General features: G+C 61.7%; 1 protein-coding gene. It reads left to right on the forward strand.

Annotation, left to right across the window (positions count from 1 at the left end; translation table 11 throughout):
* Positions 1–414 (forward strand): ABC transporter ATP-binding protein (locus tag AC1D0P_RS30585; RefSeq protein ID WP_477680164.1); only part of this gene is annotated, 414 nt, incomplete at both ends.

A 414-nucleotide genomic window follows, 5' to 3' on the forward strand; every position in this document is an offset into this window, starting at 1 on the left:
CAAGAAGGCGATCGACGACGTTGCCAGGGTGCTGCAGATCACCCATCTGCTCGACCGCAAGCCGAGCCAGCTTTCCGGTGGCCAGCGCCAGCGCGTCGCCATGGGTCGCGCTCTGGTGCGCGATCCCAAACTGTTCCTGTTCGAYGAGCCGCTCTCCAACCTCGATGCCAAGCTGCGTGTCGACATGCGCACCGAGATCAAGCGCCTGCACCACCGCATGAAGACGACCATCGTCTACGTGACACATGACCAGATCGAGGCAATGACGCTGGCGACCAAGATCGCCGTTCTTAAGGACGGAGTGCTGCAGCAGGCCGGCACGCCGGCGGAAATCTACAACAATCCGGCCAACATGTTCGTCGCCGACTTCATGGGATCGCCGGCGATGAACCTGATGACTGCCACGGTCGAGGA

The sequence above is a fragment of the Polaromonas sp. P1_G2 genome, assembly GCF_056405515.1.